This is a genomic window from Pelagibacterium sp., from assembly GCF_965249125.1.
GTDB lineage: Bacteria > Pseudomonadota > Alphaproteobacteria > Rhizobiales > Devosiaceae > Pelagibacterium.
The window spans coordinates 815,756-838,596 of the sequence record NZ_OZ252217.1 but is presented as its reverse complement, the minus strand read 5'-3'; the positions used below and the strand labels follow the sequence as shown (position 1 = coordinate 838,596).

The 22,841-nt window shown below is 61.5% G+C and carries 28 protein-coding genes; 19 read left to right on the top strand and 9 right to left on the bottom strand.

Translation table 11 applies throughout. From position 1 onward, the window contains the following. Positions 1-210 precede the first annotated feature (210 nt). The 3 genes from ACP148_RS04190 (at position 211) to ACP148_RS04180 (ending at position 2,560) form a co-directional block, all read left to right on the top strand. Entirely contained in the window at positions 211-789 is a 579-nt protein-coding gene (locus ACP148_RS04190; protein ID WP_421951338.1) for a hypothetical protein, read from the top strand. Between the two features lie 967 nt (positions 790-1,756). Then, on the top strand, positions 1,757-2,230 hold the full coding sequence (locus ACP148_RS04185; protein ID WP_421951337.1) for an SH3 domain-containing protein: 474 nt from the start codon (positions 1,757-1,759) through the stop codon (positions 2,228-2,230). Positions 2,231-2,344: 114 nt separating this feature from the next. Next, positions 2,345-2,560, top strand: coding sequence for a hypothetical protein (locus ACP148_RS04180; RefSeq protein ID WP_421951336.1), 216 nt, complete (start codon positions 2,345-2,347; stop codon positions 2,558-2,560). A gap of 104 nt (positions 2,561-2,664) precedes the next feature. Here ACP148_RS04180 and ACP148_RS04175 read toward each other — a convergent pair whose 3' ends face one another. Continuing rightward, positions 2,665-3,108 carry a hypothetical protein gene (locus ACP148_RS04175; RefSeq protein WP_421951335.1) on the bottom strand — a complete coding sequence of 148 codons (444 nt, stop codon included), beginning with the start codon at positions 3,106-3,108 and terminating at the stop codon, positions 2,665-2,667. Between the two features lie 154 nt (positions 3,109-3,262). Here ACP148_RS04175 and ACP148_RS04170 point away from each other — a divergent pair, with 154 nt between their 5' ends. Beyond that, entirely contained in the window at positions 3,263-3,472 is a 210-nt protein-coding gene (locus ACP148_RS04170) for a hypothetical protein (RefSeq protein WP_421951334.1), read from the top strand. 63 nt (positions 3,473-3,535) lie between these two features. On the opposite strand, the gene ACP148_RS04165 is transcribed toward ACP148_RS04170, so the two are convergent. Continuing rightward, positions 3,536-3,835, bottom strand: a complete 300-nt coding sequence (locus ACP148_RS04165; protein WP_421951333.1) for a hypothetical protein — start codon at positions 3,833-3,835, stop codon at positions 3,536-3,538. Positions 3,836-4,016: 181 nt separating this feature from the next. Between ACP148_RS04165 and ACP148_RS04160 the strand changes: the two genes are divergently transcribed. The 5 genes from ACP148_RS04160 to ACP148_RS04140 are packed head-to-tail and all read left to right on the top strand — an operon-like array spanning position 4,017 to position 7,943. Continuing rightward, entirely contained in the window at positions 4,017-4,790 is a 774-nt protein-coding gene (locus ACP148_RS04160; RefSeq protein ID WP_421951332.1) for an SDR family oxidoreductase, read from the top strand. After that, positions 4,751-6,661 carry an excinuclease ABC subunit UvrC gene (gene uvrC, locus ACP148_RS04155; RefSeq protein WP_421951331.1) on the top strand — a complete coding sequence of 637 codons (1,911 nt, stop codon included), beginning with the start codon at positions 4,751-4,753 and terminating at the stop codon, positions 6,659-6,661. Before ACP148_RS04160 ends, uvrC begins: the two co-directional genes overlap by 40 nt. Positions 6,662-6,665: 4 nt before the next feature. Then, positions 6,666-7,247 carry a CDP-diacylglycerol--glycerol-3-phosphate 3-phosphatidyltransferase gene (gene pgsA / locus ACP148_RS04150; RefSeq protein ID WP_421951330.1) on the top strand — a complete coding sequence of 194 codons (582 nt, stop codon included), beginning with the start codon at positions 6,666-6,668 and terminating at the stop codon, positions 7,245-7,247. Next, a complete protein-coding gene (gene moaD, locus ACP148_RS04145; RefSeq protein ID WP_421951329.1) occupies positions 7,244-7,495 on the top strand; it encodes a molybdopterin converting factor subunit 1 in 252 nt (83 codons plus the stop codon). The genes pgsA and moaD overlap by 4 nt, the downstream gene beginning before the upstream one ends. Before the next feature lies 1 nt (position 7,496). Beyond that, positions 7,497-7,943 carry a molybdenum cofactor biosynthesis protein MoaE gene (locus ACP148_RS04140; protein WP_421951328.1) on the top strand — a complete coding sequence of 149 codons (447 nt, stop codon included), beginning with the start codon at positions 7,497-7,499 and terminating at the stop codon, positions 7,941-7,943. 53 nt (positions 7,944-7,996) lie between these two features. Here ACP148_RS04140 and ACP148_RS04135 read toward each other — a convergent pair whose 3' ends face one another. Then, positions 7,997-8,887, bottom strand: a complete 891-nt coding sequence (locus tag ACP148_RS04135) for a branched-chain amino acid aminotransferase (protein ID WP_421951327.1) — start codon at positions 8,885-8,887, stop codon at positions 7,997-7,999. A gap of 207 nt (positions 8,888-9,094) precedes the next feature. On the opposite strand from ACP148_RS04135, the gene ACP148_RS04130 reads away from it, so the two are divergent. Next, the gene (locus tag ACP148_RS04130) at positions 9,095-9,550 is read left to right on the top strand and encodes a MarR family winged helix-turn-helix transcriptional regulator (RefSeq protein ID WP_264227622.1); all 456 of its coding nucleotides are present in this window, start codon (positions 9,095-9,097) and stop codon (positions 9,548-9,550) included. Positions 9,551-9,561: 11 nt separating this feature from the next. Continuing rightward, the gene (locus ACP148_RS04125; RefSeq protein ID WP_421951326.1) at positions 9,562-10,395 is read left to right on the top strand and encodes an undecaprenyl-diphosphate phosphatase; all 834 of its coding nucleotides are present in this window, start codon (positions 9,562-9,564) and stop codon (positions 10,393-10,395) included. On the opposite strand, the gene ACP148_RS04120 is transcribed toward ACP148_RS04125, so the two are convergent. The 6 genes from ACP148_RS04120 to ACP148_RS04095 form a co-directional block, all read right to left on the bottom strand. After that, positions 10,351-11,553 carry an AI-2E family transporter gene (locus tag ACP148_RS04120; protein WP_421951325.1) on the bottom strand — a complete coding sequence of 401 codons (1,203 nt, stop codon included), beginning with the start codon at positions 11,551-11,553 and terminating at the stop codon, positions 10,351-10,353. The genes ACP148_RS04125 and ACP148_RS04120 overlap by 45 nt on opposite strands. Before the next feature lie 66 nt (positions 11,554-11,619). After that, positions 11,620-11,961: a tRNA-binding protein gene (locus tag ACP148_RS04115; protein ID WP_421951324.1), complete on the bottom strand. Its 342-nt coding sequence runs from the start codon at positions 11,959-11,961 to the stop codon at positions 11,620-11,622. Then, on the bottom strand, positions 11,958-12,773 hold the full coding sequence (gene proC / locus ACP148_RS04110) for a pyrroline-5-carboxylate reductase (protein WP_421951323.1): 816 nt from the start codon (positions 12,771-12,773) through the stop codon (positions 11,958-11,960). The genes ACP148_RS04115 and proC overlap by 4 nt, the downstream gene beginning before the upstream one ends. Continuing rightward, the gene (locus tag ACP148_RS04105) at positions 12,770-13,270 is read right to left on the bottom strand and encodes a YbjN domain-containing protein (RefSeq protein WP_014131329.1); all 501 of its coding nucleotides are present in this window, start codon (positions 13,268-13,270) and stop codon (positions 12,770-12,772) included. Before ACP148_RS04105 ends, proC begins: the two co-directional genes overlap by 4 nt. Positions 13,271-13,538: 268 nt before the next feature. Further along, a complete protein-coding gene (locus ACP148_RS04100) occupies positions 13,539-14,273 on the bottom strand; it encodes a metallophosphoesterase family protein (protein ID WP_421951322.1) in 735 nt (244 codons plus the stop codon). 8 nt (positions 14,274-14,281) lie between these two features. Next, positions 14,282-14,533 carry an accessory factor UbiK family protein gene (locus ACP148_RS04095; RefSeq protein WP_014131331.1) on the bottom strand — a complete coding sequence of 84 codons (252 nt, stop codon included), beginning with the start codon at positions 14,531-14,533 and terminating at the stop codon, positions 14,282-14,284. 138 nt (positions 14,534-14,671) lie between these two features. Between ACP148_RS04095 and lgt the strand changes: the two genes are divergently transcribed. From lgt to ychF, 8 genes are all read left to right on the top strand, one after another. Further along, positions 14,672-15,469 carry a prolipoprotein diacylglyceryl transferase gene (gene lgt, locus ACP148_RS04090; RefSeq protein WP_421951321.1) on the top strand — a complete coding sequence of 266 codons (798 nt, stop codon included), beginning with the start codon at positions 14,672-14,674 and terminating at the stop codon, positions 15,467-15,469. Continuing rightward, positions 15,462-16,544 (top strand): class I SAM-dependent methyltransferase, encoded by a 1,083-nt coding sequence (locus tag ACP148_RS04085; protein WP_421951320.1) that lies wholly within the window; start codon positions 15,462-15,464, stop codon positions 16,542-16,544. Before lgt ends, ACP148_RS04085 begins: the two co-directional genes overlap by 8 nt. A 17-nt stretch (positions 16,545-16,561) precedes the next feature. Further along, on the top strand, positions 16,562-17,332 hold the full coding sequence (pgeF, locus tag ACP148_RS04080) for a peptidoglycan editing factor PgeF (protein WP_421951319.1): 771 nt from the start codon (positions 16,562-16,564) through the stop codon (positions 17,330-17,332). 150 nt (positions 17,333-17,482) lie between these two features. Continuing rightward, complete coding sequence (locus ACP148_RS04075; RefSeq protein ID WP_421951318.1) at positions 17,483-18,415, top strand: ribose-phosphate pyrophosphokinase; 933 nt, start codon at positions 17,483-17,485, stop codon at positions 18,413-18,415. Between the two features lie 245 nt (positions 18,416-18,660). Further along, complete coding sequence (locus ACP148_RS04070) at positions 18,661-18,924, top strand: hypothetical protein (RefSeq protein ID WP_421951317.1); 264 nt, start codon at positions 18,661-18,663, stop codon at positions 18,922-18,924. Between the two features lie 133 nt (positions 18,925-19,057). Then, a complete protein-coding gene (locus ACP148_RS04065; protein ID WP_421951316.1) occupies positions 19,058-19,690 on the top strand; it encodes a 50S ribosomal protein L25/general stress protein Ctc in 633 nt (210 codons plus the stop codon). Positions 19,691-19,741: 51 nt separating this feature from the next. Beyond that, positions 19,742-20,452: an aminoacyl-tRNA hydrolase gene (pth, locus tag ACP148_RS04060; protein WP_421951315.1), complete on the top strand. Its 711-nt coding sequence runs from the start codon at positions 19,742-19,744 to the stop codon at positions 20,450-20,452. Between the two features lie 1,276 nt (positions 20,453-21,728). Continuing rightward, the gene (gene ychF, locus ACP148_RS04055) at positions 21,729-22,826 is read left to right on the top strand and encodes a redox-regulated ATPase YchF (RefSeq protein ID WP_421951314.1); all 1,098 of its coding nucleotides are present in this window, start codon (positions 21,729-21,731) and stop codon (positions 22,824-22,826) included. The last annotated feature ends 15 nt before the right edge of the window (positions 22,827-22,841 follow it).

Below are 22,841 nucleotides of genomic sequence, written 5' to 3'. Positions count from 1 at the left end.
TCTCGCGATAAAAGTACACAGTGGTTAGCGGTCTGGCGAAACGCCCGACCGGGGGCTAATGCCCCAATAACGCGTAAAAAGCATTCGTTTTTTATCATCTTTCCTTGCAAGCGCAAGTGGCCTTAATTTATCCCCACCCCCCACACCTCCCCTATCCTCTCCTGTCACCCTCCGCCCCGCCGGAGCCAGACCTGACACGGAGACCGGCCCATGCCGCGCCACAAGAAACCCGCCCCCGCCCACCCTCACTCCAAACACGATACCCACGCCGCCTATGCCGCGCTGATGGCGCGGCTCACCGCCTTTCAGGCCGAAATCTCCGCGCAGGCCAAATCGCGCGCCACCGCCCCGGTGCCCGAGGCGGTGCTGGGCATGGCCGTCGATCTCATGGCGCAAATGGCGCGCCTGATGGCCCGCGCCGTCGAGGCGCGCGGCCTGCCCGCCCTGCCTGCGGGCGGTTCCACCAGTTTTTCCGAGGCCACCATCGCCTTTGCCCAGGCCCATCATGCCTTCGCGACCTTCGGCAAGCGCAAGGGGTTCGACAAGCCGGTGGCCGATGCCGAGGCAAAGGCTCAGCACAAGAAGAACACCGACGAGCTTGTGCGCCTGATGAATGGCCGCATCCTCCATGGCATTCGCGACGGCTATCTCTGCCCCACCCCCGGGGATGACCCGGAGCGCGAGACCGAGCGCCGGGCAATTGCTGAGGCCCACAAGGCTCTCGTCGCCCGTATGGAGGCCTTTCTCGGCCACAGCATCGAAATCGGCGACGAATGGGGCATTCTCTAGAGCGCTTCCAGGATAAGTGGGCACCACTTATCCGGTTCGGAAGCGCGACAAAACAAAGACTTAGAGCAATTGAAGCGATTCAAAGAAGCGCTGAAATGCTCTAAAAGTGGCCAAAAACTTATCCCCGCCCGCTGCACCTCGCCTAATCTTGCCCCACGACCGCACCAGGGCGAAGATGCATACGAGCTTCCGGTGAGGACGGGATTGAAAATTGGAGGAGCATGCGACCGAGCCCATGTCGCATCGGCCTCCGGGCACTTCGATCCCATCCGACAGGTCGGTCCGGGTTCCTTGCGGGTCGCCGTAGGGAAGGCCCAAAGCGGACGGATGGCCGGGCGAGGATGAGAGTCCACGTCGTACCGGGGAAACCCGGAGGGGCACCGGTAATTTGGGGGATACGGGAGGTTGGCAGGAAAAGCATGTCCTCGGACTTGATCCGGGGATGGCACTTTTCCGGTTCGACCAACCGACCCACAAAAAACCGACAAACCCCAGCCCGAGACGCCGCCATAAGCCAAAAACCCCGGTCATGAACGGCGAAGCTGGCTTCGCTCACTACCAAATCGGATGAAGCTTGCTTCGCCGTTCATCGCCCACCCCATTCCCCGAGGCCCATGGCCGTCGGTCGCTTCCGCGCGCCCTGCCCATGGAACTGCCCGGCCGGACGAGCGCAGCGAGGAGTTTTGCCTGACCCGCCTTGCGGGGCAAATCGATCCGGTGGATCGGTTTGAAGGCAGAACGCCCAAGCGAGCTATGCTCGCGGGCTAGGGCCGACCATTCGGCCGCGCCGTCGCAGGCGCAACGGAGGGGGTAGGTCCGGTTTTAGGACCGTCATCCCCGGAGTGGTGCGCGCCGTGAGACATGAGACTCAACCTAAACATCCCATTCAGCAACGGTTCAGCCGGCCTGCGCTTTATTGTCGTCAAGGCAGACGAAAAACCTGCCAGCAACTCACAGGAGAAGCGTCATGGCTCTCGGAAAAACAGCAATAAAGGGCGGCATCGCCGCTCTCATGGTCGCGATGATGACCGCAGGCGCGTTTGCCTGGGAAGCCTACGCGACCAGCCCGCTCAACGTGCGCTCGGGTCCGGGCACGCAGTTCGGCGTGGTCACCACTCTCCAGCGCAACCAGGTCGTCGACGTGCAATATTGCCGCTCGGGCTGGTGCTTTCTCGATACGGGCCGCTATGGCCGCACCGGCTGGGCCAGCCAGAACTATCTGCGTCAGGTCGGCAACTGGCAGCCGCCGCGCCCCAACCCGCCGTCCTGGCAGCCCCCGCGGCCGCATCCGCCCAGCTGGAACCCCTACCCGCCGCGCCCGCCCTTCTGGGGTTATCCGCGGCCCCCGCACTGGAACCCGGGCCCGCCCCCGCGCCCCCGGCCGCCCGGCAGCCAGGTTTGCTTTAACGGCCCCAACGGCTATTTCTGCATCGGTAACTGATATCGGCAGATAGCGACCAACAGGCCGGAGCGTTCACCGCCCCGGCCTTCTTGTTTTTTCCCCGCGCCGGAACGATATGCTAGGCTGTCAGTCGTCGTATCGCGGAACCATCCGATGAAATCCTACGTCAAACTCGCTTCCGGTTTCATGCTCACCGGCATCGGTGCCGTCGCGCTCGAGCGGGCCATCGCCGGCGGAATGGCCAGCGGCAATATCCACCTTCCCGCCGGAACCGGCGGCCTGGTATCCGTTCTGGCGCTGGCGCCCCTCGCCCTCATCGCCGCCGGTATCGTGGTCTATATCGGAGGCGCGGTGCTGGGCTTGAAATAAACCTAGAGCGCGTCCAGCAAAAGTGGAAACGGTTTTGCGGTTCGGACGCGCGACGAAACAAGGACTTAGATCAAGTCCGCGATTCGAAGAAAAGCGGATTTGATCTAGGTGGTCCGCAGCCGCTCGGCATCGAGCCCGCGCGCGGCCAGCCGCGATTTGAGGCTCCGGCGCATGAATACGGTAACGCCGTAGACTGCCGCCCCGCCGACCGCCAGCGCCAGCAGAAACGCCCGCACCCCGCCCGCTTCGATGCCGAACCCGAGCGCCACGAAAAACACAGCCATCCCGCCGATCGTGGCGATATAGAACCGCCTGCCGCTTTCGATCCGCACTTCGCGTCCCGCGCTCAGCACGGCCTCCCGCCGCTCGATATCGCTCATCGCCGAAAGCGGTTCGGGCAATCCCTCGCGTTCGAGGCTGGCCAGATACGCCTGCGCCCGCTCGCCGATCCGCGTCTCCACCCGCTGCGCGTTCCACTTCGCCAGCATCAGATTGCCGATAAGGGTTATCGCCGCCAGTCCCAGCGCCGCATAGAGCACGATAATCAAGTCACTGCCTCCGTGATTGATGTGACCGCTCCAACATGGCCATCACCAATCGTTCCCGCAAGTTCTCCGCGCCCGCTTGTGCCGTGCTAGTCTCGTTCACCCTGGGGTCAGGAACGATCCTTTATGGTGGCAGGTCATTATCAGGAGCCGGTCCATGAGACTATCCCGCTGGGGCATCGCCTTCATTCAGCTCGGAGCGCTGCTCCTGGCCATAGGTCTTGTGCCTATGGTGGTCATGGCAACGCTGTTCCCTGACGCATCCGCTCTTGTTCCAGTCCTGCTCAGCCTTTCGGTCGCCCCGCTGGGCGGCGTTTGCCTGCTTGCCGGCATCCTAATGTGGGGGATTGGCGCGATACGGCGATAGCGGAGTGCAAAACGAAGGCCCGGACGATGCCGCCCGGGCCGGTGAGACAGGGCGCGCCCGGCTCTATTTGGCTGTTGCTTTCTTCACGGCAGCAGCGACGGCGGTCAGTATGCCGCCGCCCACAAGGCCGGTAACGCCCTGGCTGACAAGTGCACCGGCGTCCATGCCAGTGCCCGCGCCGCCCAGCAGTCCAGCCAGCCCCGGCACGAGGCTGGCCAGCCACGTACCGCCCACACCGCCAATTGCCCCGGCGATGGTGTTGCCCGTCGTACCAAGACTGAGATTCTTGGCCGCCGCGCCCAGACCGTTGCCGCCCACGGCACCGGCCACAAGTTGGATAATGATAGAGATGATTGCTTCCATAGTGTCCCCACTTGCAAACGAGGTGCTAAAATGCACCTCCCCACGGCGCCCAGCCTACGCTCTTTCTTGATTCGCGGTAAGTTGTGGCAACACCGACGCAACGGCCATTGCGCTGCCGGGTTGTTCTGCCTATCTCGACGGGGAGGGCAAAACGCAACCAGCAGCACAATCGAAAATCCGAATGGACACTCAATCGATGCCGCCAGCAGCGCTGATAACCGGAGCCGCCGACAGGATCGGAGCGGCCATTGCCACCCGCCTGGCGGCGGAGGGCTATGCCGTCGTCATTCATTATCGCACGTCTGGAGATAAGGCCGAGGGCCTGGCCGAGGCCATCGCGGCCGATGGTGGCCGCGCCGAAATCGTCCGGGCGGACCTTTCAAAGCGCCAGGACCGCATGGGCCTGATCGCCAACGCGGCTGAACCATTCGGTCCGCTGACGCTGCTCGTTAACAATGCTTCGGTCTTTGAACCCGACAGTGCCGATACGCTGCATGAGGATTTGTGGGATCTGCATATGGCCGTCCATGCGGAAGCACCGGTATTTCTCGCCCGCGATTTCGCGGCCCAACTCCCGGACGGCGCCACCGGAAGCATCGTCAACATCATCGATGAGCGTGTCCTCTCCCTCTCACCCGATTATTTTTCCTATACGCTCTCGAAATCCCTGCTCTGGACCGCCACGCGCACCCTCGCTCAATCCCTTGCCCCGCGTGTCCGCGTCAACGCCGTCGGACCCGGCCCCACCCTCGCCAATTCCCGCCAGTCGGAAAGCGAATTTGAAGCGTCCCGGCGCCGCCTGCCTCTCCGGACAGGCGCCGATCCCGAAGAGATCGCCCAGGGTGTGGTCTCGATCCTCAACCTGCCCTCGATGACCGGCCAGATGCTCGCGCTCGATGGCGGCGAACATCTCGAATGGAGCGCGCGCAACGCGCCGACCCCCCGCAAGCAATGACAGACGATACTCTCCCCGGCCCCGATATCATCAAGCGCTTCGTGAAAACCCTGCCCACCGGCGCGGGGGTTTATCGCATGATCGACGAAAAGGGCGACGTCATCTATGTGGGCAAGGCCCGCAACCTGAAATCGCGGGTCACCAATTACACGAGCTATGAGGGCAATTCGGTCCGCATCAACCGCATGATCGCCTCGACCCGGTCGATGGAGTTCGTGCGCACCGAGACCGAAGCGGCGGCGCTGCTGCTCGAAGCCAACATGATAAAGCGCCTCCGCCCGCGCTTTAACGTGCTGCTGCGCGACGACAAGACCTTCCCCTATATCCTGATCGCCACCGAGCACGAGGCGCCCGAGCTCACAAAGCATCGCGGCTCCCGCCGCCGCAAGGGCGACTATTTCGGCCCCTTCGCCTCTGCTGTCGCCGTCAGCCGCACCATCACCGCGCTGCAAAAGGCGTTCCTCTTGCGCAACTGCTCGGATAGCTTTTACGCCGGACGCACCCGCCCCTGCCTCCAGCATCAGATCAAGCGCTGCGCCGCCCCCTGCACCGGCGTCATTTCGATCCCCGATTACAATGAACTCGTCGCCGAGGCCCGCGCCTTCCTCTCGGGCAAGACCAAGGCCGTGCAGGACCATCTGCAGAAGGAAATGAACGGGGCCGCCGAAGCGCTCGACTTCGAACGCGCCGCCATGCTGCGCGACCGCCTCGGTGCATTGGCGCTCATACAGGGCTCCACCGGCACCGGAGCGCAATCGATCGCTGAGGCTGACGTTTTCGCGATTCACCACGAAGCGGGCAATTTCTGCGTCCAGGTGTTTTTCTACCGCGCGCATCAGAACTGGGGCAATTACGCTTTCTATCCGCGCGCCGACGATGACAGCACAAATTCCGAAGTGCTCGAGGCCTTCATTGCGCAGTTTTATGAGAACCGCACACCGCCACGGCTCGTTCTGCTCTCCGAGGATCTCGCCGAACCCGAACTGCTGCGCGAAGCATTGTCCACTCGCGCCGAGCGTGCTGTCCGGATCGAGACCCCGCGCCGGGGCGAAAAGCGCACCCTGGTCGAAAACGCGCTGACCAATGCACGAGAGGCGCTTGGCCGTCACCTTTCGGACTCGGCCAGCCAGCGCAAGCTGCTCGAGGCCATGGCCGACACCTTCGGTCTCGACGAAACCCCACGCCGCATCGAGGTTTACGACAACTCCCACATCCAGGGCACCAACGCCGTGGGCGGGATGGTCGTTGCGGGCATGGAAGGGCTGTCGAAAAAGCACTACCGCACCTTCAACATCAAATCCAAGGACCTCACGCCCGGTGATGATTTCGGCATGATGCGCGAGGTTCTCACCCGCCGGTTCACACGGCTGGCCAATGAAAGCGAGCCCGAAGCCGAAGACGACGCCACCGGCATGCCCGATTGGCCCGACGTGCTGCTCATCGATGGCGGGGCCGGCCAGACCAATGCCGTAAAGGCCGTGCTGGCCGAAATGAACCTGCCGCGCGATGTCACGGTTATCGGCATCGCCAAGGGCGAGGAACGCAATGCGGGCCGCGAGACTTTCTACATGGAGGGCAAGGAGCCGTTCATGCTGCCGGCCCGCGATCCCGTGCTCTATTACGTCCAACGCCTGCGCGACGAAGCGCACCGCTTCGCCATCGGGACACACCGGGCGCGGCGCAAAAAGGAAATGGTCAAAAACCCGCTCGATGAGATCGGTGGTATCGGCCCGACCCGCAAGCGTGCGCTGTTGCAGCACTTCGGCTCCGCAAAAGCCGTCTCCCGCGCCTCTGTCGCCGATATCGCCGCCCTGCCAGGCATCTCGACCGCAATGGCGCAATTGATCTACGATCACTTCAATCAGAGATGAGCACATGACCGACACAAGATTCGACATGGCACGGCTGCCGAACCTTCTAACCTACGGTCGCATCTTCGCGATCCCGGTCATTATGCTGTTTCTGGTCGCCGATAACGGCCCGCTGCGCTGGCTGGCTCTGTTGCTCTATATCGCCGCCGCGGTCACCGATTTTTTCGACGGCTATTTCGCGCGCAAATACGGTTCGGTCTCGCCCATCGGCCGCATGCTCGATCCCATTGCCGACAAACTGCTGGTCGGTGCCCTGCTGCTGATCTTCTGCTTTGACGGCAGTTTCGGCGTCTGGGATCTGGTCCCGGCCACGATCATCCTGCTGCGCGAGATTTTCGTCTCCGGGCTTCGCGAATTCATGGGCACCGAAAAGATCGCTGTGCCGGTCTCCAAACTGGCCAAATACAAGACCACGGTTCAACTCGTTGCGCTGGGCGTCATTATCGCCGAGCCGCTTGTCCCCGGCATGCGCGAACTGAGCGATATTCTGCTCTGGCTCGCGGCAGTGCTGACCGCTATCACCGGCTGGCAGTACTGGACGGGCGTTTCCGCGCATATGGCACGCAGTGAGGACGATCAGCTATGAAAATCCTCTATTTCGCATGGCTTCGCGAGCGGCTCGGGCGGGACAGCGACGAGGTGGCCCCTCCGGATTCGGTCGCAACCATAGCCGATCTCGTCGAATGGCTGGCAGATCGCGATGAGGGCTTTGCGTTTGCTACCGCAAACCGCAAGCTCATCCGGGCCGCCATCGATGACGAACTCGTCGACCATGCGGCACCGCTGGGGAGCGCGAAAACGGTCGCCCTCTTTCCACCAATGACCGGTGGTTGATATGGGCGTCACCCTGCAGTCCGAACCTTTCGATCCCGGCACGCTCTTCAACGTGTTTCTCAAGACAAGCAAGGGTGCTGGAGCTGCCGTTACCTTTACCGGTCTGGTTCGCTCCACCTCGGACGACCCGATCATTTCAATGACCCTCGAACATTACCCCGCGCTCGCGCAACGCCAGCTCGAAACCCTCCGCGAGCAGGCCGTTGAGCGCTTCTCACTACTCGATGCTGCGATCGTCCACCGCTTCGGCAAGCTCTATCCGGGCGAACCTATAGTGCAGGTAATGACCCTCGCCCCGCACCGGCAAACCGCTTTCGACGGCGCCAATTTTATCATGGACACGCTCAAGACCACCGCTCCCTTCTGGAAAAAGGAAGAGGGGCCGCACGGAGCGCGATGGGTGGAAGCGAAAGACAGTGACGAAGCGGCCACCGCGCGTTGGTCATAAAAAAAGCCGGAGATTTCTCCCCGGCTCTCAAATCTGCGCGATAGTGCGGCTTTTTATTCCGCCGCAGCCTGCTTGGGCTGAACTTCGCTCATATAGGCCTCCACCAGCGTCCGGCATGCATCGGCGGGCGTGAACTTGTATTCTCCCACTTCCGAAACCGGCGTCACTTCAGCGGCCGTACCGGTCAGGAAGCACTCGTCGAACTCTGCAAGTTCCTCGGGCTTGATATGCCGCTCGGTGACGGTATAGCCATTGGCCTTGGCCAGCCCGATCAGCGTGCGGCGCGTAATGCCATCGAGGAAGCAGTCCGGCAGCGGCGTGGTGATTTCCTTGCCTTTGACAAAGAACACATTCGCCCCGGTCGCCTCGGCCACATAACCGCGGTAGTCGAGCATCAGCGCGTCGGCATAGCCCTTGTCCATCGCAGCATGTTTGGACAGCGTGCAGATCATGTAAAGGCCCGCGGCCTTTGCCTTGCACGGAATGGTCTCCGGAGAAGGCCGCTTCCAGTCGGCCCAGCAAAGGCGGATGCCCTTGAGCCGTTCTTCGGTGGAAAAATAGCTCGGCCACACCCAGGCGGCGATCGCCAGATGCACCTTGTTGTCGCGCGCCGGAACAGACAGCGTCTCAGACCCGCGCCAGGCGACCGGGCGCATGTAAGCATCGACAAGATTGTTCTTGACGAGGACCTGGCGGCAGGCCTCATCGATCTCGTCGGCCGAATAAGGAATTGTGAAATCAAGCGTCTTGCCCGAAAAGATCAGCCGCTCGGTATGCTCGCGCAGCTTGAACACTTCTCCGCCATAGGCGCGCTGCCCCTCAAAGACGCTGCTGGCATAGTGAAGACCGTGAGTCAGCACATGGAGCTTGGCATCCTTCCAGGGAACCATTTCTCCATTGTACCAGATCCAACCGTCTCGCTGATCCATTGGCACGGTGGCCATTTTCATCTCCCGATTATGCGTTTGTTTCCTACGGGCCATTCGGCCACGATCTGAGCCCTATAATGCAGTATTCTCTCACCACTTGGCAAACCAAAGCGGCTCTGTGATAAGTCACTAATGGGCAAAGATATTGGTAGGACGATGCCAGCGCATTCGATAAATGTCAATAAGGCTGACATAAATTCAGCCATCTACGATTTTCCCGAGATGCCAATCGATATCATGGGGCTGTTTTTCTTTGCTTATCGGGACTTCGTTCGGGACGCCGATGCGCTTCTTGAGATGCAGGGCTTTGGCCGTGCTCATCACCGGGTCATCTATTTCGTCAACCTGCGCCCCGGCATGACCGTGGCCGACCTGCTCGACATCCTGCGCATCACCAAGCAGAGCCTGGCGCGCGTCCTGCGCCAACTGATAGACAGCGGCTATGTCGCCCAGCGACACGGCGAAACCGACCGCCGCCAGCGCCTGCTCTTTCCCACGGAAAAGGGCCGCGACTTCTTCGAGGTCTTGAGCGCCACCCAGGCCCGCCGCATTGAGGCGGCTTTTGCCGCCCTCCCCGAGGACACGCGAGAGTGCGTCCGACATTTCTTTGCGGAAATGACCGAGCGTGGCGATCAGCAATTGCTGCGGACCCTGCGCCTCATCGAACCGATGTCATAGGACGCAATCAATTGGATATCATCGGCACGGCCTTTCTTGCCCTGGTTCAGGGCATCACCGAGTTTCTGCCCATCAGTTCCTCGGCCCACCTGATCCTGGGCCGCTGGCTGCTCGGCCTTCTGGGTATTGCCACAACCACTATGACGCCCGCCGAAGAGCTGGCGCTCGATATCGCGCTCCATGTCGGGTCGCTAGGCGCTGTCATTGTCTATTTCTGGCGCGACGTGGCGATGCTCTTCATGGGGTTCATCGATGGCATTACCGGCAAGATGGGCACCCGTTTCCGCACTCTTCTCGTCGTTATCGCCGCCTCGCTCCCCATCGTCGTAATTGCCTTCATCGCCAAGGATTTCGTCACCGAGGCGGGCCGCAACATCACCATCATCGCCTGGACAACCATCCTCTTCGGCTTGCTTCTCTGGCTCGCCGACCGCCGTCCCGACCAAAAAGGAACACTTGAGACCTTATCGCTCCGCGATGCGATGATTGTCGGCCTGGCTCAGTGCATCGCCATCATTCCCGGCGTCTCCCGTTCGGGAATCTGCATGACGGCTGGACGCTTGGTTGGGATGGATCGACCGCTTTCTGCCCGTCTTGCCATGCTGCTCTCGATCCCCACAATCCTGGGCGCGGGGGTGCTCGCGGGATACGATCTCTTCCAGGCCGGCAATGCTCAGGTGACGTCTGACGCGCTGTTCGGCGGCGTCCTTGCGTTCTTTGCCGCGCTGGCCAGCATTGCACTATTGATGAATTGGCTGCAGCGCCAGTCTTACACGCCCTTCGTGATCTACCGGGTGATGCTAGGCGTGCTCCTTCTGGGGCTCATCTATGCGGGCATCGCGTAAATCCTCGACCTCGGGAGGAACGGCAAGACCCGCTCCACCTTCATCATCGGACTGGTCGAGATCGTGGACCCATTCGCGCCACATCGAGACGAAAAGGGCCATGAGGACGGGGCCGATGAAAAGGCCGACAAAACCCATCGTCTTGACCCCGCCAATCAGCCCGAAAAATGTCGGCAGGAACGGCAGCTTGATCGGGCCACCGACCAGTTTGGGCCGCAGGGTCTTGTCGACGATAAACAACTCCACCGAGCCCCACACGAAAAGCGCTATGCCGGGAATGATCGATCCGCTGGCCACGAGATAAATCGAAACCAGCGTGAACGAGAGCGGCGCCCCGCCCGGTATCATGGCCGCGACGCCGGTAATGACACCCAGCAGCACCGGCGAAGGCGCTCCAGCTAGAGCATAGGCGATGCCCAGGACGATGCCCTCGCCGATGGCGATGATGGTCATGCCCGTTACCGTCGAACTGATCGTCGCCGGCACCACCCGCGACAGCCTCTGCCAGCGCGTGGGCAGAATGCGCTCGCCGAACCGGTCGAGTTGCCCCGACAGATTTGCGCCGTCCCGATAAACGAACAACAGCGCAATCAGCATGAAAAGGAGGTTGAGCGCCAGGTCGAGAAAACTTCCCCCCGCCGCGAGCACTGTCTGGTAGATATTGTAGACGTTGGCGCCCCCGATATAGGCGACGTACTGCCCCAGCGCCCCGGGCCGTCCGACGTAAAGGTCCCATTGTTCCGTGGCCCATTCCGAAACGAATGGCAGAGTGGCGAACCAGTCCGGCGCGGCGGCACCATTGGCATTGGTCGCGACCCCCCATCGAATAAGTTGCTGAGCTTCGTTGGTCGCGTAGCTCAGCGCCATCAGGATCGGTATCAGGATAAACAGCACGATCACCGCGATCATCAGGCTCGCCGCAAGCGTGCGGTTGCCTCCCACCGCACCCAGCACGCGTCGATAGACCGGCCAGCTCGCGAAACCGATAATCAGTGCAGCAAGAACCGGAACCAGAAAGCCGTGGAAGAAATAGACACACGCCAGCAGGATCAGGATGATCAGCCAGCGCGCAACTGCCATGGGGGGCACGAGTGCCGAACGGTTAGATCCGAGCAGGCGGGGTTCGCGTTCGGTAGGAATGAGATCCGGCTTGGTCACATGCAGCTTCCGGTCTGAGGGAGATCACCTATATGGTAAAGCTGCGCCCCAAGACAAGCGAACCCTTCACATCAGCTTACGGCCGTTGGCGACCGGCTTGTCGATAGCCGCAAGAACGATCGCGCCATCTTCATCCTCAAAACCAAGCGTAAGCACTTCCGATTTCAGCGGTCCGATCTGACGCGGGGGGAAATTGACCACCGCCATCACCTGCCGCCCCACCAACTCTTCTGGAGTGTAATGAACGGTGATCTGCGCCGAAGATTTCTTGATCCCCAGTTCGGGGCCGAAATCGATGAGCAACACGATGGCCGGCTTGCGCGCTTCCGGAAAAGGCCGCGCCTCGACGACCGTCCCGGTGCGGATATCGACCTTGAGAAAATCGTCAAACGAGATGGTGTCGCTCATTGCCCCAATTCTTCGCTCCGCTTGCGGGCCGCACCGATTGCCCGCTTCATCAAGGCGCCGAGCCCGCCGGGTGCCATCAACACATCGAGCGCCGCTTGCGTCGTACCGTTGGGTGAAGTCACGTTCTTGCGCAACTGCTCGGCGCTACTGTCGTCTGCCTCCATCAAGGCAGCGGCGCCAACCACCGTCTGGCGCGCCAGGACCATCGCTTGCTCCGGGCTCAGGCCCTCGCCTTCACCGGCCGCCGCCATAGCTTCAACGAGATGGAACACATAAGCTGGCCCTGATCCGGAAACGGCGGTAACCGCATCGATCAGCGTCTCGTCCTCGACCCATACCACTTCGCCCGCCGCCGCCAGAAGTGCCTCGGTCAATTGCCGGTCTTCGATTGTAACCGCATCGCCGGCAAACGCGCCCGAAACGCCTTTGCCGATTTGGGCAGGCGTATTGGGCATCGTCCGCACGACGCGGTTGGTGGCCAGCCCAGCCGCAATCTTGTTCGAGGAAATCCCCGCAGCGATCGACACCACCAGCATTTCTGCTCCGACCAACGGCTTCACCATGCCCAGCACGTCACCCATGATCTGCGGCTTGACCGCCAGCACAACGACACGCGGCGTTTCGCTGGGAAGATCGGTGCGCAGCGTGGCGCCGTGCTGGCTGGCAAATGCCGAAACGCTTTCATGAGGATCCGGATCGACCAGCGTCAGCGCCGGGCCAGGCAAACCGCCCCGCACCCAGCCCGCCGCCATCGCCATGCCCATCTTGCCGGCGCCGATCAGTAGCACCGAACCGCAATCGGAAAGGCTCATGCCTGCCCCACAGTTTCAAACATGACTTCCGCCAGGGCATCAGCCGCCGACTTGCCGGCCCAGACGACGAACTGGAACGCCTGATAGTAAAGGTCGCAACTCTCTGTAGCCGAGCGCAGCAACGCCTCGCATTGCTGCGGCGAGACCTCCGCGCCGCCCGAAAGCAGGTGCGAGTTGCGGAACAGCACGACGCCCTCCTTGCTCCAGATGTCGAAATGGCCGATCCACAACTGCTCGTTGATCAATGAAATCAGTTGCTTGATTTCCCCGCGGCGTGCCTCGGGCACCTTCAGGTCGAATGCACAAGCGAGATGAAGCGATTCCATCTCCTCCATCCAGTTGAACGACACGTGATAGTCGCTCCAGCCTCCTTTGACCGAAATGGAGATTTCGTCAGCGTCCTGCCGTTCGAACGACCAATCGCTGATCGCTGCGATGTGCTCGATAATATCGACCGGGTGAATGGTCCGATCCAGTTCCAATTCGAGGAGTGACATGGCTGGCTCCGCACGCTTATGCGTTGGTTCGAAGATGCAGCGACCGACAGGATGCCGGACGCCTTACGCGGCACAACCGAACCGGCTTGGCCGGGGACAGGATGTACGAATCGTCGTTGATTTGGACTGTACACTGCACCCGCGGCACGGACCCATAAACGCGGACCCAAAACCGGAATTCTCTTGTGGATGATCGGAGCGATATGGTTAACGGGTTCTTAACAAACCCTTCAAACCACAGGGTTTTACACCACCATCATAAAGCGCTTCAGCGAGTGCGCCCTTCGGCCAGGTCACGCGCCCACTCCGACATGCCCCAGCTTTGCGCCATGGCGGACGCGGCCATGTTGTCATAGGCGATCTGACGCAAATTGACGTGCCATTTCCCCGCTGACAGCTCGACAATTGCGTAAGCGGCGGCCGGTGAGACCCGCGCAACTGATTCAGGGTCGTTCATGTTGAAAGAGGGGCGCCCCACGCTGCCGGGATTGAAGACGATCCGCCCGTCGGGCAACGTCACCACGCGCGCAATATGGGTATGACCACAACAATAAAGAGGATAGTCGGCACGAGGCAGTTCAGCCTCGATTTCCTCGACGGTGGACCGACGGAAACCCTGCTTTTTGACCTTGCGGTCCAGCCAGTAGGTCTCATCGGACCGCGGCGATCCATGACTCATAAAGATTGCATCGCCATAGACCGCCGTCTCGGGCAGTTGCCTAAGCCAGCCCATAGGCTCGCCATCGATAGCGTCGATGACCTTGAGATCTTCCTCGTCACGCAGGTCGGCATCGCCCTCTGCCAGATAGCGATCGGTATTGCCCCGAATCGCGACCATATCGAGTTCGGCCATCACCGCCGCGGTCTTTTTGGGCCACAACGGCCCCGCCAAATGATCCCCGAGATTGAGGATCTTTTCCACGTCATGCCGCGCGATATCGGCCAGCACCGCTTCCAGCGCCAGCACATTGGCGTGAACGTCGGAAATAACCGCGACGCGCATCGGAAAACTCAGGTCGTCTTCTTGCGGCGCTTGAACGCCTCGAGCTCACGCCGCAGGGCTTCGATTTCTTCGCCCTGGATGCTCACCAGCTCGCGCAGTGCGTCGTAGTCTTCGCGCTTGACGAGATTCAGATCGTTGACGACCCGCTCCATCTGCCCCCTGATTGCTGTTTCCGCTTCACGGCGCGCGCCATCGGCAACCGAGGCGGCATCGTTCATCAGCCGTCCCAGATCGTCGAAAAACTTCTGTCCCTGCGACATCGCTCACTTCCTCTTGTTTGGCCGTCCGGCCCACTGCCAACTATGTAGGGGCTCCGGCCCCGCTTGACCAGACCCGGTCCGGGCGGCATGGTCCGGCAAATTTTGCAATCAGTTTCGAGGCCCACTGTGCCCTTCCCCATGATCGATCCTGTCGCTTTCGCAATCGGCCCCATCGTCATCCGCTGGTACGCTCTGGCCTATCTGGCGGGCATTTTCCTCGGGGTAGGATACGGCATGCTGCTGCTCAGGCGCAAATCGCTTTGGGTCAATGGAACTCCGCCCATGACCCCCGACGAACTGTTCGATTTCACATTCTGGATCGTGATCGGCATCATTGTCGGCGGCCGGTTGGGCTACGTCCTGTTTTACGATCCGCTGGCCTTCGCCGCCAATCCGGGTCAGATCATCGCCCTTTGGGATGGCGGCATGAGTTTCCACGGCGGCATGCTGGGCCTGATGATCGCCATGATCGTCTATCTCCATCGCAAGAAGGCCAACATCCTTTCGGGCCTGGACCTTCTAGCCTGCTGTGCCACCATCGGCCTGTTTCTCGGCCGCGTTGCCAATTTCATCAACGCAGAGCTCTATGGCTCAGTCACCACGATGCCCTGGGGCGTGATCTTTCCCGGCGCCGGGGACCTGCCGCGCCATCCCAGCCAACTCTATGAGGGCCTGCTGGAAGGTGTCCTGCTCTTCCTCGTCATTCGCTATTTCACGCACGTCAAACTCGTGCTGCGCCGCCCTGGCATCACAGCGGGCATCTTCGGCATCGGCTATGCGCTCTCGCGCATTTTCGTCGAGTTCTTCCGCCTGCCCGACAGCCATATTGGCTATCTCGCTTTTGGCTGGCTGACCATGGGCATGGTCCTGTCTCTGCCCATCCTCATCGCAGGCATCGGCCTGATTGTCTGGGCTCGAAAGCACCGTCATGCCTGAACCGGGCCTTTCCCTGGGTGATCTGATCGACATGCAGATCCGCCAGCAAGGGCCGATGTCGCTGGCGACCTATATGGGCCTTTGCCTGACCCATCCCACGCGCGGCTATTACCGCAAGGCCGACCCGCTCGGCGCCAGCGGCGATTTCATCACCGCTCCTGAAATCAGCCAGACGTTCGGCGAGATGATCGGCGCATGGATCGCCGACCTCTATCTCCAGATGGGCAGCCCGGAGAAATTCACCCTCCTCGAACTCGGACCTGGCCGCGGCACGCTGATGTCCGATGCGCTCCGGGTTGCAACCCGCGCCACCGGCCTCGCCAAGGCGCTTGACCTCAAGCTCTACGAGACCAATCCGGTCCTCACCGCCATGCAGCGTGAAAAGCTCCCGGCCCATTCGCCCGATTGGATCGAGGACATTGAGACACTCGGCAGTTCCCCGCTCGTCATCATCGCAAATGAGTTCTTCGACGCTCTGCCCGTCCGCCAGTTCGTAAAGCGCGAAGGCAAATGGTACGAACGCAGCATCGGGCTGGCCGATGGCCAACGCCGATTTGGCCTTTCCCCCACACCCTATGAGGAAGCACTGATCGGGGAGGCTTTCGCCTCGGCGAAAGACGGCGAAGTCGCCGAAATCGGACTGGCTGCCCAACAGTTCATGGGCCAACTCTGTCGTCTCCTCGCCCCTCGCGGCGGGGCGTTGCTCGCCATCGATTATGGCTATGAACACACTCAGCCCGGCGAAACGCTGCAGGCGCTGGCCCGGCACGCCCCGGTCGATCCCCTGGCTCAGCCGGGTGCCGCCGACCTCACCACGCATGTGGATTTCGAAGCGCTGGGCCGCGCTGGGCGCATGGCTGGGTTGACCGTCCACCCCATTGTGACCCAGGGCAGTTTTCTTACATCATTGGGACTGGCCGAGCGTCATTCCGCGCTCGCCACGGCAAACCCGCAAAAGGCCGCCTCCCTCGCATCGGCCTTCGACCGGCTCACTCGGGCCGATCAGATGGGTGAGCTGTTCAAGGTCCTGTGCGCAGCAAGCCCAGGACTGCGCCCCGCGGGATTTCCCGCATAAAGAAAGCCTGCCTCACAATGCATCCACCCGTCGAAAAGAGCCCCGCCATCACCGCCGCTGCCGCAATCCGTCACGGATTTTTCGGGCGGCGCGGTGGCGTGTCGGAAGGCGAATTCGCCTCGCTCAACGCTTCGCGCTCGGTTGGCGACGACGCGGCCAATGTCGTCGACAACGTTCACCGCGCCGTCATGGCCCTCAAGGGTGGCCCTATCGAAGTCGCACTCGTTAGACAAGTCCACGGCACCCATGTGCATATTGTCGATGAGGCCTTCGATCTCCAGCACCGCCCGGAAGCGGATGCGATGGTTACCAGCAGATCCGGCATTGCGCTGGGCATTTTGACCGCCGACTGCGCACCCATTCTACTGGCCGATCCCAAGGCGGGGATAATCGGAGCGGCCCACGCAGGCTGGAAAGGCGCGGTTGGCGGCATACTGGCCAATACCGTGGCCGCCATGGAAACCCTTGGGGCCGCCCGCGCCAACATCATCGCCGCCATCGGCCCGGCCATATCGGCCGAAAATTATGAAATCGGCGAAGAGATGGCCAACCAGATTCGCGCTCAATTCCCTGATGCGGCCGAGTTCGTCGTTACCGCTGGCTGGCCCAAGCCTCATTTCGACGTGCCCGGCCTCGTGATGGCACAGGCAAAGGCTCTGGGCATCGGCACTGTCGAAGCTGTGGGAAGCTGCACCTACGCCCACCCCGATACATACTTCTCTCACCGCTACGCGACGCACAACAACACAAGGGCCGGACGCCAGATCGCGCTCATCGCCAGGGGTTGATGGCCTGTGCAGACGGGCAACACCGTTAATCGCCCTTCACCTTCATTCAAAAGTCATATTGAGTTTGCGCCGTCCGGGGTCTAAACGTCCGCCCCACAAGCTTGGGGCATTGGCGGCCTCTGGCGTTCAGGGCACACATAGAGGCTGACCATGAAGCTGGTGACGGGCAACTCAAACCTCACCGTGGCCAAGGCCGTTTCCAATTATCTCGAAATTCCGCTGACCGATGCGTCGGTCAAGAAATTCGCCGACAAGGAAATTTTCGTGGAGATCCACGAAAACGTGCGTGGCGAGGATGTGTTCATCCTTCAGTCCACGTCCTTTCCGGCCAATGACAATCTGATGGAACTGCTGATCCTGATCGACGCCATGCGCCGCTCCTCGGCCCGTCGCATAACTGCGGTGCTGCCCTATTACGGCTATGCGCGCCAGGATCGCAAATCGGCACCGCGCACGCCGATCTCGGCCAAGCTGGTGGCCAACCTCATAACACACGCCGGTGCCAACCGCATTTTGACCCTGGATCTGCACGCACCGCAAATCCAGGGTTTTTTCGATATCCCGACCGATAACCTTTACGCCGCCCCGGTTCTCACCCGCGACATCGCCGAGAACTACGACACCTCCCGGGTGATGATCGTTTCTCCCGACGTCGGGGGCGTCCTGCGGGCGCGGAACGTCGCCAACCGCATCGGCGCCCAGCTCGCCATTGTCGACAAGCGCCGTCCGCGCGCCGGCGTGTCCGAAGTGATGAACATCATCGGCGACGTCGAAGGACAGTCGTGCATCCTGATTGACGATATCGTCGATTCCGGCGGCACACTGGTCAATGCGGCTGAGGCCCTGCTCAATGCCGGCGCCAAGGAAGTCTCCGCCTATATCACCCACGGCGTGCTGTCCGGAGAGGCGCCCGAACGCATAGCCAAATCGCGGCTCAAGGAACTGGTCACCACCGATTCCATCGAGATGACCGAAGCCGTCGCCAAGGTCGATAAGATTCGCCACATCTCGATAGCGACCCTGATCGGCGAAGCCATAGCGCGCACCGCCTCCGAGCAGTCGGTATCGAGCCTCTTCGACTGACGGATCGGTTAACAACAGCTTAACCTCTGTACCCGGATTGCTCCCGGCTCCCCCCGAGCCGGCGAATCCCTCACGCTCGTCCGATCGGAGTTGAGCGAAGGGAATTTTGACCGATGGCCACGACTCAGCCACAAGCGCTGCCAGCGCGCGGAACTTTGGACTGGCTCCGGCATTTTCCCTTTTTGCGGAAGATCCGGTGGGGCGAGCCAGCCATGACCGCGTACGCTGCGTATGTGGAAGTATCAGTGACCAAGACCCCTCCCCGCCACCCTCTGGTGGCTCCACGCTCAAGCGCCGAGAGCGAGCTGTTGGCTCTTCTCGACGAAATCCCGGGCTGGCCCGATGCCATGCTTGTGCACATGCACAAGCGGTTCGGGACCAGCCGCCTGTTTCGTGTTCGCCACGACCCGGACGGACCGCTGACCGAGCGCGCCCTGGCCCTGCGCGCCGCAGCGTTCGAGGAGATGGGCCGGCGCGGGCTCGAGGTCCTGGCGGAAGACGAAGAGTAGCGCCACTGGGGCTCTTGCCCAATTTTGCCGCCTCCTGTATAGACCCGCTCCATGAAGCGCTCGTCACCCCTGGAGGACGGGCGCGCGTTTCTTTTTCTGGTTGAGAAACGCACCCAACCAATGGATGATTTCCATGAGCGTCGAGCTGAAGGCTTCGGTGCGGGACCGGGTGGGCAAGGGGGCCGCTCGTGAACTGCGTCGTCAAGGTCTGGTTCCTGCCGTTATTTACGGCGATAAGAAAGCCCCTCTTTCCATCGCGATTTCCTATAAGGACACGTTCCGCAAGATCCATGACGGCGGATTTCTTTCGCACGTCATCGAGATCGATGTGGACGGCAAAAAGCACCGCGTGATCCCCAAGGATTACCAGCTTGAGCCCGTGCGCGACTTCCTCGTGCATGTGGACTTCCTGCGCGTGGGCAAGAATTCGACCCTGACGGTCGAAGTTCCCGTCCACTTCGAGAACGAAGAAAAGTCCCCCGGCCTCAAGAAGGGCGGCGTGCTCAACGTCGTGCGGCACACTGTTGAAGTGTCTGTCCCGGCCGATTCGATCCCCGAATATCTCGTGGTCGATCTGTCCAAGGCCGAAGTCGGCGACTCGCTGCACATCTCGGCTGTGGATCTGCCCAAGGGCGTCGTCCCCACCATTACCGATCGCGACTTCACCATCGCCACCATCGCTGCCCCGTCTGCCCTGCGCTCGTCTGAAGGCGCTGAGGACGACGCCGCCGATGAAGGCGACGAAGACGAAAAAGACGAAGAATAAGATCTTGGGGCCGGCGCTCTCCGCCGGCCCTTCTTTCCCCGGAGAGATGCGATGCACCTGATTGTAGGGCTCGGCAATCCCGGCGCCGAATATGTTGCCCACCGGCACAATATCGGCTTTCTGGCCGTCGACGAGATCGCCCGCCAGCACAGTTTCCCGCCCTTTCGCCAGAAATTTTCCGCCCTCGTTTCCGAAGGCGTGATCGATGGCGAAAAGATCCTGCTGATCAAGCCCCAGACTTTCATGAACCGCTCGGGCGATTCCGTCGCGCAAGCCGTTCAGTTCTATAAGCTCGCCCCCGCCGATATTTCCGTGATCCACGACGAACTCGACCTCGCGCCCGGCAAGGTCCGCGTCAAGACCGGCGGCGGCAATGGCGGCCACAATGGATTGCGCTCCATCGAAAGCCATCTGGGCAAGGATTTCGTTCGCATTCGGCTGGGCATCGGGCATCCCGGTCACAAGGACCGCGTGCATTCCCATGTGCTCTCCAACTTCCACAAGGCCGATAACGAGTGGCTCGAGCCCCTGCTCGATGCGCTGGCCAAAAATGCCGGATTGATCGCCAAGGGTGATGCGGCCGGGCTGATGAACAAGCTCGCGCTCGCCATGCCCGCCGCGCCGAAAGCCGAAGCGGAAAAGCCCGCGCCCAAGGCGCAAAGCCATGTCCGGCAAGCCCGTCCATCGGCATCACAGACCAAGCTCCCCGAATCCGGCCCCATGGCCGATATGCTCAAGAAGCTGTTCGGGAAAAAGGACTGAAGTACCGGCTGCGGCTGTTTCACTAGAGCATTTCATCGCTTCTTCGAATCGCTCCAATTGCTCTAAGTCCTTGTTTTGTCGCGCTTCCGAACCGGATAAGTGGTGCCCACTTATCCTGGAAGCGCCCTAGCACTCAAGGCCCCTCACCCCAACCTTCTTCGGCTCCAATCGCTCCATCGGGGCGATTGGTGGCTGCGCCACCGCCTCGAAGTCCCCAGAGGAGCGAGGGAGTCCGACTGCGGCTTCTCAAGCCATGCGGTTGATAGCGAACGCTTCAGCAATCTAAACCCTCGCCCCTCGGGGGAGAGGGTGGCCGGCAGGCCGGTGAGGGGGCCTTGCTGAGACTGCCCCTCGCTTCCCCGGTCCCGGCTTTCGCCGGGATAAACTCCCGCCGAGGCCCGTGTGCTTTTCCTCACGCACCGAAGTGTCGGCAAAGCTGCTGGGTCCCGGATCAGGTCCGGGACAGCGATGGATGTTGGGCTGCGCTCTCGGCTCATAACCACCATCAACCCACCCCGCGTCATCCTCGGGCCCGCCCCCCGCAGCTCCATCACCACCACTCACCCCACTCCCGTCGTCATCCTCGGGCTTGACCCGGGGATCCGCAGGGCGTCCGCACGCGCGGCAGAAGTGGTGATCCTTGACGCGTCATCGGTCCACCGGCTGCCTCGACGCAGCAGATCTCCGGGTCAAGCCCGAGGATGACGCGGGTGAAGGTGGAAGCGCTCGAAAAATCTTATCCCCGCCCCCAGACACTCGTGCCATTCTCCCCCCACGGTGTCGCCAGGGACGAGGATGCATACGAGCTTCCGGTGAGACCGATCCGGGTTCCATGCGGGTCGCCGCAGGGAAGGCCCAAAGCGGACGGATGGCCGGACGAGGAACCAGGCGTTCCACGTCGTACTCCCGAAAGGGAGAGGGGCACCGGTGGTTTGGGGGATACGGGAGGTTGGCGGGAAAAGCATGTCCTCGGACTTGATCCGGGGATGGCACTTTCCCGGTTCGACCAACCGACCCACAAAAAACCAACAAACCCCAGCCCGAGACGCCGCCATAAGCCAAAAACCCTGGATGCGTGGGGCGATGATCGCTTCATATACTAAACAAACATGCGGAGCGTTCATCGCCCCATGCCGTCTATCCATTTCCGCAACCGAGGCCCTTGGCCGTCGGAGAGTTTGGCATGTCCGGCTTCTCTTGACTTCTCCCCGCGCCTGCACGAGTTAAGGCCCAACGCTTTCCGCGCCCGGTCGGGCGCCATCTCCGAGGTTCCATCATGGGTTTCAAATGCGGCATCGTCGGTCTGCCCAATGTCGGCAAATCGACGCTTTTCAACGCCCTCACCCAGACTGCGGCGGCCCAGGCCGCCAACTTTCCATTTTGTACAATCGAGCCCAATGTGGGCGAGGTTTCGGTTCCCGATGAACGGCTCGACAAGCTTGCCGAAATCGGCAAGTCGAAAGAGGTGATCCCCACGCGGCTATCGTTCGTGGACATCGCCGGCCTGGTCAAGGGCGCCTCAAAGGGCGAAGGGCTGGGCAACCAGTTTCTCGCCAACATCCGCGAATGCGACGCCATCGCCTATGTGCTGCGCTGCTTTGAAAACGACGACATCGTCCATGTGGCCGGTAAGGTCGACCCCATCGCCGACGCCGAAGTCGTCGAAACCGAGTTGATGCTGGCCGATCTCGAAAGCCTCGAAAAGCGCATCGGGGGCCTCGAAAAGAAAATCCGCGCCAACGACAAGGACGCCAAGCTGACCCTCGATCTGGTCAACCGCGCCAAGGCGCTGCTCGAAGAGGGTAAGCCCGCCCGCCACACCGAACGCGCGCCCGACGAGGAAAAGGCATTCCGCGAACTCCAGCTTCTGACCGCCAAGCCTGTGCTCTATGTCTGCAACGTCGATGAATCCGCAGCCGCGACCGGCAACGAGCACACCAGAAAGGTCGAGGACCACGCCAAGGGCCACGATGCCCGTACGGTAATCATCTGCGCCGAGATCGAAGCCGAACTGGCCGGGCTCGACGCTGGCGACCGCGCCGATTACCTGTCCTCGCTCGGGCTTGAAGAGCCCGGCCTCAACAAGCTGATCCGCGAGGGCTACAAGCTCCTGCACCTTCAGACCTATTTCACAGTCGGCCCCAAGGAGGCGCGCGCCTGGACGATCCCCGTCGGCACCAAGGCGCCCCAGGCCGCCGGTGTCATTCACACCGATTTCGAGCGCGGCTTTATCCGCGCCCAAACCATTGCCTATGAAGATTTCGTATCGCTGGGCGGCGAAGTCCCCGCCAAGGAAGCGGGCAAGGCGCGCGACGAGGGCAAGGAATATGTCGTCCGCGATGGCGATGTGATGCTGTTCAAGTTCAACACCTGATCGCGGCACCGGGCA

Coding starts and splice junctions, on each gene's coding strand:
- ACP148_RS04170 (WP_421951334.1), top strand. CDS start 3,263: ATGAGACTATCCCGCTGGGGCATCGCCTTCATTCAGCTCGGAGCGCTG.
- ychF (WP_421951314.1), top strand. CDS start 21,729: ATGGGTTTCAAATGCGGCATCGTCGGTCTGCCCAATGTCGGCAAATCG.
- ACP148_RS04105 (WP_014131329.1), bottom strand. CDS start 13,270: ATGTCACTCCTCGAATTGGAACTGGATCGGACCATTCACCCGGTCGAT.
- ACP148_RS04085 (WP_421951320.1), top strand. CDS start 15,462: ATGCCTGAACCGGGCCTTTCCCTGGGTGATCTGATCGACATGCAGATC.
- pth (WP_421951315.1), top strand. CDS start 19,742: ATGCACCTGATTGTAGGGCTCGGCAATCCCGGCGCCGAATATGTTGCC.
- ACP148_RS04190 (WP_421951338.1), top strand. CDS start 211: ATGCCGCGCCACAAGAAACCCGCCCCCGCCCACCCTCACTCCAAACAC.
- ACP148_RS04160 (WP_421951332.1), top strand. CDS start 4,017: ATGGACACTCAATCGATGCCGCCAGCAGCGCTGATAACCGGAGCCGCC.
- ACP148_RS04100 (WP_421951322.1), bottom strand. CDS start 14,273: ATGCGCGTCGCGGTTATTTCCGACGTTCACGCCAATGTGCTGGCGCTG.
- moaD (WP_421951329.1), top strand. CDS start 7,244: ATGAAAATCCTCTATTTCGCATGGCTTCGCGAGCGGCTCGGGCGGGAC.
- ACP148_RS04140 (WP_421951328.1), top strand. CDS start 7,497: ATGGGCGTCACCCTGCAGTCCGAACCTTTCGATCCCGGCACGCTCTTC.
- ACP148_RS04095 (WP_014131331.1), bottom strand. CDS start 14,533: ATGTCGCAGGGACAGAAGTTTTTCGACGATCTGGGACGGCTGATGAAC.
- ACP148_RS04115 (WP_421951324.1), bottom strand. CDS start 11,961: ATGAGCGACACCATCTCGTTTGACGATTTTCTCAAGGTCGATATCCGC.
- ACP148_RS04185 (WP_421951337.1), top strand. CDS start 1,757: ATGGCTCTCGGAAAAACAGCAATAAAGGGCGGCATCGCCGCTCTCATG.
- ACP148_RS04065 (WP_421951316.1), top strand. CDS start 19,058: ATGAGCGTCGAGCTGAAGGCTTCGGTGCGGGACCGGGTGGGCAAGGGG.
- ACP148_RS04130 (WP_264227622.1), top strand. CDS start 9,095: ATGCCAATCGATATCATGGGGCTGTTTTTCTTTGCTTATCGGGACTTC.
- ACP148_RS04180 (WP_421951336.1), top strand. CDS start 2,345: ATGAAATCCTACGTCAAACTCGCTTCCGGTTTCATGCTCACCGGCATC.
- ACP148_RS04075 (WP_421951318.1), top strand. CDS start 17,483: ATGAAGCTGGTGACGGGCAACTCAAACCTCACCGTGGCCAAGGCCGTT.
- proC (WP_421951323.1), bottom strand. CDS start 12,773: ATGAGCCTTTCCGATTGCGGTTCGGTGCTACTGATCGGCGCCGGCAAG.
- pgsA (WP_421951330.1), top strand. CDS start 6,666: ATGACCGACACAAGATTCGACATGGCACGGCTGCCGAACCTTCTAACC.
- uvrC (WP_421951331.1), top strand. CDS start 4,751: ATGGAGCGCGCGCAACGCGCCGACCCCCCGCAAGCAATGACAGACGAT.
- pgeF (WP_421951319.1), top strand. CDS start 16,562: ATGCATCCACCCGTCGAAAAGAGCCCCGCCATCACCGCCGCTGCCGCA.
- lgt (WP_421951321.1), top strand. CDS start 14,672: ATGATCGATCCTGTCGCTTTCGCAATCGGCCCCATCGTCATCCGCTGG.
- ACP148_RS04165 (WP_421951333.1), bottom strand. CDS start 3,835: ATGGAAGCAATCATCTCTATCATTATCCAACTTGTGGCCGGTGCCGTG.
- ACP148_RS04135 (WP_421951327.1), bottom strand. CDS start 8,887: ATGGCCACCGTGCCAATGGATCAGCGAGACGGTTGGATCTGGTACAAT.